The organism is Sporosarcina cascadiensis (assembly GCF_009650995.1).
Taxonomy (GTDB): Bacteria; Bacillota; Bacilli; order Bacillales_A; family Planococcaceae; genus Sporosarcina; species Sporosarcina cascadiensis.
In genome coordinates this window covers 25,095-31,288 of sequence record NZ_WHVV01000024.1, presented here as the reverse complement: position 1 = coordinate 31,288, position 6,194 = coordinate 25,095, and the positions used below count along the sequence as shown (strand labels likewise).

Genomic DNA, 6,194 nt, shown 5'->3' with positions numbered 1-6,194 from the left:
GGTCCCGTGGTGTAGCGGTTAACATGCCTGCCTGTCACGCAGGAGATCGCGGGTTCGATTCCCGTCGGGACCGCCATATTTTAACATTCCAACGATTTCGCCTACACGGCGAAATCGTTTTTTTTTTAATAATTATTTCGCTTGCTTATCATGCTATAAAGTCATATTGGTGCGCAGAAATTCTACTTTGGCTCGTTTGCAGGAGAGTTTGGCTCGCAGAAGCAGTTGAAAGGTGCGGTGAATTTTGAGTTTGGTGCGTTAAAGGCAGAGTATCGCTCGCTAAAATTCTGTTTTGGCGCGTTTGTTGAGCAAAATAGTTAACATGGTATTTAATAGCGCGTCATCTTCTCTTTAATTATTTTGTGTTTTTCTGTACACTAGTATATAGATGATCTAAAAGAAGGGTGCGTTGGCTGTGTGGAAGAAAGATATTAAATCAGTTGAAGAAATGGAAGCACTGGCAGCTGAAATTGGAAGCTATTTAAAACCGCCGGATGTCCTGACGCTCGAAGGCGAACTGGGAACAGGTAAAACGACATTTTCCAAGGCGCTGGCGAAATCTATCGGTGTTACCCGAACAGTCAGCAGTCCAACCTTCACGATTATAAAACAATATGAAGGGAATTATCCCTTAAACCATTTAGATGTGTATCGTCTGGCTGACAGTGAGGAAGACTTGGGCTGGGACGAGCTGTTTTATGGCGACGCAATTTCTATTGTAGAGTGGGCTCAGTTTATTCAAAATGAACTGCCTGAACAGCGGTTGGATATGGTGATCCGTCAAACTGGATCAAATGCCAGAACTATTGAGCTGACGCCAAAAGGTGAACGATTTACGCATATATGTGAGGAGATTTTCAAATGATATGGTTAGGTATAGATACAGCGAATTCTCCGTTATCGGTAGCAATCGTCAAGGATGATGTGCTGCTTATAGAAGAATCGAGTATGATGAAAGTGAATCACTCGCTGCGTGCGATGCCGGCTGTAGAAGAAGCGTGCAGAAAAGCTTCTATTGTACCGGCTGACATAGATGCAATTGCTGTTTCGGAAGGTCCCGGTTCCTATACAGGTGTCCGTATTGGCGTCACCATAGCGAAGACACTTGCGTGGACATTGAATAAGCCGCTTTACGGTGTTTCCAGTCTGCAGACACTCGCGGTAAACGGACAGCTGTTTAACGGGCTGATCTGTCCGTTAATCGATGCAAGAAGATCCAATGTCTATTCTGCTGTCTATCGTGCAGAGGAAGAAGGGTTGACTGCTGTAGAAGAAGATCAGCATGGTTCCCTTGCAGATCTCCTCGGTCGTTTGGCCAAGCTAGGAGAGCCTGTTCTCATCATTGGGGAAGATGTAAAGATCCATAAAGAAGTGATTCAGCAACATCTTGGCAAGCAGGCCCATTTTGCTTCATTCGCGATGAATGTACCGCGTGCATCTTCGGCTGTTTTATTAGCCATGGGTAAAGATGAAGCGGAGTCAGTACATGCTTTTACACCGCAGTATAAGCGGATTACGGAGGCTGAAGCCAACTTGGTGAAAAAGGGGCCTTTACATGAGTGAGGAAGTTGTATTTCGTAAGATGACTGCGGCGGATATTCATGCGGTAGCAGATATTGAACGTGAATCGTTTGCTACTCCCTGGACAGAAGAAATCTTTGAGCATGAACTGACGGGCAACGCTTATTCTCATTATATCGTAGCGGAGTTAGACGGCGAGATTATTGGACATTGTGGCATGTGGATTGTACTGGATGAGTGCCATATAACAAATGTCGCTGTCCGTTCGAAAGCGCGCGGGAAAGGCTATGGTGAAGATCTCATGCGCCAGGCGATGGAGTTATGCAGACTGAATGAAGTGAAGACTATGACGCTTGAGGTTCGTGTCAGTAACGAACCGGCACGGACGCTTTATCGCAAACTCGGTTTTCAAGAAGGCGGCATCAGGAAGAACTATTATACGGATGACCATGAAGATGGTCTCGTGATGTGGGTGGAATTCGAATGAAGAAAGATCATTATATATTAGGTATCGAAACGAGCTGTGATGAAACCGCAGCGTCTGTTGTAAAAAATGGCACGGAGATTATTTCTAATATTGTCTCGTCACAAATACAGCAGCAAAAGCAATTTGGCGGTGTAGTACCGGAGATTGCTTCCCGATTGCATGTGGAGCAGATTACACGGGTGATCGAAGAGGCTCTTTCGCAAGCTGGTCTTGTGCCAAGTGATTTGGAAGCTATAGCGGTAACAGAGGGACCGGGTCTTGTGGGGGCGTTATTGATTGGGATCAATGCAGCAAAGGCTTTTGCGTTTGCTAATCAGCTGCCCCTAATCGGTGTGCACCATATTGCCGGACATATTTATGCAAATCAATTAGTCCATCCAATGGAGTTTCCGCTGCTGGCACTGATCGTTTCAGGCGGTCATACGGAACTGGTTGTCATGAAATCACATGGCTCTTTTGAATTAATCGGAGAAACGCGTGATGATGCAGCAGGAGAGGCCTATGATAAAGTGGCGCGTGTCCTCGGCCTTCAGTATCCGGGCGGACCGCATGTGGATCGACTGGCTTCGGAGAGTGACGGAAGTATAGAGCTCCCGCGCGCTTGGCTGGAGGCAGATTCCTATGACTTCAGTTTCAGCGGCTTAAAGTCTGCGGTTATTAATTATAAGCATAATATTGAACAAAAAGGCGGCGAAATCAATCCGCATCATGTCGCGGCGGGTTTTCAGGAAAGCGTTGTTGAGGTTCTTACCGCGAAAACCGTCAGAGCGGCAAGAGAATTTGGGGTAAAACAAGTGATTGCAGCAGGCGGGGTGGCAGCCAATAAAGGTTTGCGAAGCTCACTGACAGAAGCACTTGAGAAAGAGAATATTCCATTCTACGTACCTGCCATTGCGTTATGCACAGATAATGCTGCGATGATCGCTGCAGCTGGTTATGAAATGTGGAAAAGTGGAGTGCGAAGTGATTCTGCGATGAATGGACGCCCGGGAATGGACCTGATTTCTTGGAATAAGTGATAGTTACACACATTTTGCTAAAATTCAGCAAAATGTGTGTTTTTTTGTTGTGCAATTTTGCGTTTGTCAATAGAGAACATTCGTACTTATGCACATTTTGTGGATAAGATGTGGGTAAGTTTCAAAAGATGCGCTAACTGCCCCTTTAATTTTTGTATAACTTTGTGGATTTTTTACAGACGAACTGTGGATAGTGTTTATAACTATGTGCATATATGTTTAAAACGCGATTTCATCTGTGGAAAAGATTGTGGAGAATTGAAGCGGAATTTGTAGGAGACTTTCAGATGAATAGAGTTACTTGGGGATTATGGCGGTCTAAAAAGATTCTCGGCAGAACGCATGCTTTGACCTTTTCAGAGAAAAGTAAAAGCTGCCGACAGAAATTCATAAATGAACTTTCATCGACAGCCCCGACTTTATAAATTTTCGATTTCTTCCTGCAATGTCAGCCATTCTTCTTCCTGCAGATCATGTTCTGCCTGGATTGCATCGATTTGCTTCTGTATATCCATTAGCTGCACATGGTCATTGGCAAGATTGGGATCAAGCAGCTGTTCCTGCAACTTGCTCATTTCTGTATCAAACTGCTCGAGTTTCTTCTCAATTTCAGCGATGGCCCGCGTCAGTCTGCGTTCCTGCCGCTGAAACTCCTTGCCGGCAACTTCCTTTTTAACAGCCGGTTCCTTGGCCCGCTGTTCTACCATTGTCGCAGCGGCTATTTCTGCCATTTCGATTTTCTTTTCAATATAGTAGTCATAGTCGCCTAAGTATTCGACTGCGCCGTCTTCGCTCAGTTCGATGACTTTCGTCGCCAGCCGGTTGATAAAGTAGCGGTCGTGCGATACAAAAAGGATAGTGCCCGGGAAGTCGTCCAGCGCATTTTCAAGGATTTCCTTGCTGTCCAGGTCCAAGTGATTCGTCGGCTCGTCCAAAATCAGTGTGTTGGATTTCTCGAGCATGAGCCGGGCCAATGAAAGCCGAGCTTTTTCTCCGCCTGAAAGAGAAGTGACGAGTTTCCCGATATCATCCCCCGTAAACAGGAAGCGTCCAAGCAGGGAGCGAATATCCTTTTCATTCATCATAGGCCAGTCATCCCAGATTTCCTGAAGAACAGTGCCTGAGCCAATTAACGTTGCCTGGTTTTGGTCATAATAACCAAATTGCACGTTGGTGCCGTAACGAATCTCACCGCCAAGCAGCTCATTGCGCTTGACGATCGTCTTCAAGAGTGTCGATTTGCCGACACCGTTCGGTCCAACGAAAGCGACCCGGTCTCCCTTATAGACACGCAATGCAATGTTCTTTGACACAGGTTCTGCTCCGTAGCCAATCTTCACATCATCAAGGGACAGGACATCATTGCCGCTCGTCCGGTCCAAAGAAAATGAGAAATTAGCGGACTTCTCATCGCCATCAGGAGAATCCATCCAGTCCCTGCGCTCCAGCTGCTTGCGGCGGCTTTTTGCCATTTTAGAAGTGGAAGCCCGTGCAATATTCTTCTGAATGAACTCCTCAAGCTTTGCCCGTTCATCCTTCTCTTGTTCGAACATCTTTTGATCACGTTCATAATTCTTCGCTTTTTCATCGAGATACGCGCTGTAGTTGCCGCTGTACCTTGTCACTTTACGCCGGGACACTTCATAAACCGTGTTCACAACTTTATCCAAGAAATAACGGTCGTGCGAGACGATCAGTATAGCTCCCTCATAAGCTGACAAATAACGTTCCAGCCAGTTCAGTGTCTCGATGTCCAAATGGTTCGTCGGCTCATCGAGGATTAGCAGATCAGGCTTGCTCAGCAGCATTCTCGCCAGCGCAAGACGTGTTTTTTGACCGCCCGAAAGCAGATGGACAGGTTTTTCAAAGTCCTCAGGATAAAAGCGCATGCCGTGAAGAACGGACCGGGCATCCGCTTCAAACTGATAGCCGCCCGCTTCCTTGAATGAAACCTGCAGTTCATCATACTCCGTCATCACACGTGTATAGCTGTCCGTATTCTCATAGACAGCCGGATCTGCCATTTGCTGCTCAAGTGAACGTAAACGTGCTTCCATTTTATGTAACGGCACAAATACGGTCATTACTTCATCCCAAATCGTCAGTTCCGAATTAATTCCGCTGTGTTGCTCCAAATATCCGACCTGCACATCTTTAGGAATGATAATATCGCCCTCATCAGCGCTAAGTTCACCTGCTATGATTTTTAATAATGTCGATTTTCCGGCACCATTTCGTCCGACCAGTGCTACGCGGTCCCGATGCTGTACCTCAAGACGCACGTTTTCCAGTAAATCCGTGCCTGAAAAAGACTTGGTCAATCCATTCACTTGTAAAATAATCAAGCCCCACACCTCTATTCTCTTCTAAGTTTAATGGAATCCACGGTACCATGCAATAATCGGCTTTACAATGACCGTGTTCTCCTGTACGATAAAAAGTGCTCTAACCTCTTTCTGAAGAGGTGTCAAGGAGCAACACTGGGGGTAAAAAAAGCAGTGGGTAAACATAGAATTCCGCAGGCAACGACGAAACGATTGCCTTTATACTATAGATTTTTACGAAACTACGCAGACGCTGGAGTACAGCGCATTTCATCGAGCGAATTAAGTGAAGCCATGAAAATCGATGCGGCAACAATCCGCAGAGACTTTTCACATTTTGGCGCACTCGGGCGTAAAGGTTACGGTTACGATGTCGATTCATTATTGCAGTTCTTTCGCGAGACACTCGACCAAGATGAAGGGGCGAATGTTGCACTGATCGGCGTAGGAAGTCTCGGAAATGCTTTCTTGAAATATAACTTCCAAAAAATCCACAACACAAAAATTGTGGTAGCATTCGACCCGAAAGCGCCATATGAAGGCGAAGAACGTAATCATATTCCGATATTTCCACCAGAACGGCTGGAAGAGAAAATTCAGGAGCTCGGGATTGAAATGGTGATCCTGACTGTACCGAAGAGAGTGGCGCAGGAACTGACCGACCGTCTCGCGCAGACCGGCGTGAAAGGGATATTGAATTTCACTCCCGAGCGGCTGGCGGTGCCGGACACCATCCGCATCCAGAGCATCGATCTTTCCGGTGAGCTGCAGACATTGATTTACCTGATTAAAAATGACGTAAAAGATTCACAAATAAAGTGACACGGCAATAGCAAATACAAG

Annotated in this window: 6 protein-coding genes and 1 tRNA gene; 6 read left to right on the top strand and 1 reads right to left on the bottom strand. The window is 46.1% G+C overall.

Annotated elements, in window-relative coordinates:
• The 5 genes from GDZ68_RS16955 to tsaD all read left to right on the top strand — a co-directional run bounded on the left by GDZ68_RS16955 (position 1) and on the right by tsaD (position 3,027).
• Positions 1–76: transfer RNA gene (locus tag GDZ68_RS16955), tRNA-Asp, on the top strand.
• A 372-nt stretch (positions 77–448) separates the two neighbouring features.
• Complete coding sequence (tsaE, locus tag GDZ68_RS16950) at positions 449–865, top strand: tRNA (adenosine(37)-N6)-threonylcarbamoyltransferase complex ATPase subunit type 1 TsaE (protein ID WP_153723504.1); 417 nt, start codon at positions 449–451, stop codon at positions 863–865.
• A complete protein-coding gene (gene tsaB, locus GDZ68_RS16945; protein WP_153723502.1) occupies positions 862–1,563 on the top strand; it encodes a tRNA (adenosine(37)-N6)-threonylcarbamoyltransferase complex dimerization subunit type 1 TsaB in 702 nt (233 codons plus the stop codon). The genes tsaE and tsaB overlap by 4 nt, the downstream gene beginning before the upstream one ends.
• Positions 1,556–2,008 carry a ribosomal protein S18-alanine N-acetyltransferase gene (gene rimI, locus GDZ68_RS16940; RefSeq protein WP_153723501.1) on the top strand — a complete coding sequence of 151 codons (453 nt, stop codon included), beginning with the start codon at positions 1,556–1,558 and terminating at the stop codon, positions 2,006–2,008. Before tsaB ends, rimI begins: the two co-directional genes overlap by 8 nt.
• Complete coding sequence (gene tsaD / locus GDZ68_RS16935) at positions 2,005–3,027, top strand: tRNA (adenosine(37)-N6)-threonylcarbamoyltransferase complex transferase subunit TsaD (protein ID WP_153723500.1); 1,023 nt, start codon at positions 2,005–2,007, stop codon at positions 3,025–3,027. The genes rimI and tsaD overlap by 4 nt, the downstream gene beginning before the upstream one ends.
• A gap of 419 nt (positions 3,028–3,446) precedes the next feature.
• Here tsaD and GDZ68_RS16930 read toward each other — a convergent pair whose 3' ends face one another.
• On the bottom strand, positions 3,447–5,372 hold the full coding sequence (locus tag GDZ68_RS16930; RefSeq protein ID WP_153723499.1) for an ABC-F family ATP-binding cassette domain-containing protein: 1,926 nt from the start codon (positions 5,370–5,372) through the stop codon (positions 3,447–3,449).
• A gap of 153 nt (positions 5,373–5,525) precedes the next feature.
• On the opposite strand from GDZ68_RS16930, the gene GDZ68_RS16925 reads away from it, so the two are divergent.
• Positions 5,526–6,173, top strand: a complete 648-nt coding sequence (locus tag GDZ68_RS16925; protein ID WP_153723498.1) for a redox-sensing transcriptional repressor Rex — start codon at positions 5,526–5,528, stop codon at positions 6,171–6,173.
• Positions 6,174–6,194: the final 21 nt, after the last annotated feature.

Coding starts and splice junctions, on each gene's coding strand:
- tsaE (WP_153723504.1), top strand. CDS start 449: ATGGAAGCACTGGCAGCTGAAATTGGAAGCTATTTAAAACCGCCGGAT.
- tsaB (WP_153723502.1), top strand. CDS start 862: ATGATATGGTTAGGTATAGATACAGCGAATTCTCCGTTATCGGTAGCA.
- rimI (WP_153723501.1), top strand. CDS start 1,556: ATGAGTGAGGAAGTTGTATTTCGTAAGATGACTGCGGCGGATATTCAT.
- tsaD (WP_153723500.1), top strand. CDS start 2,005: ATGAAGAAAGATCATTATATATTAGGTATCGAAACGAGCTGTGATGAA.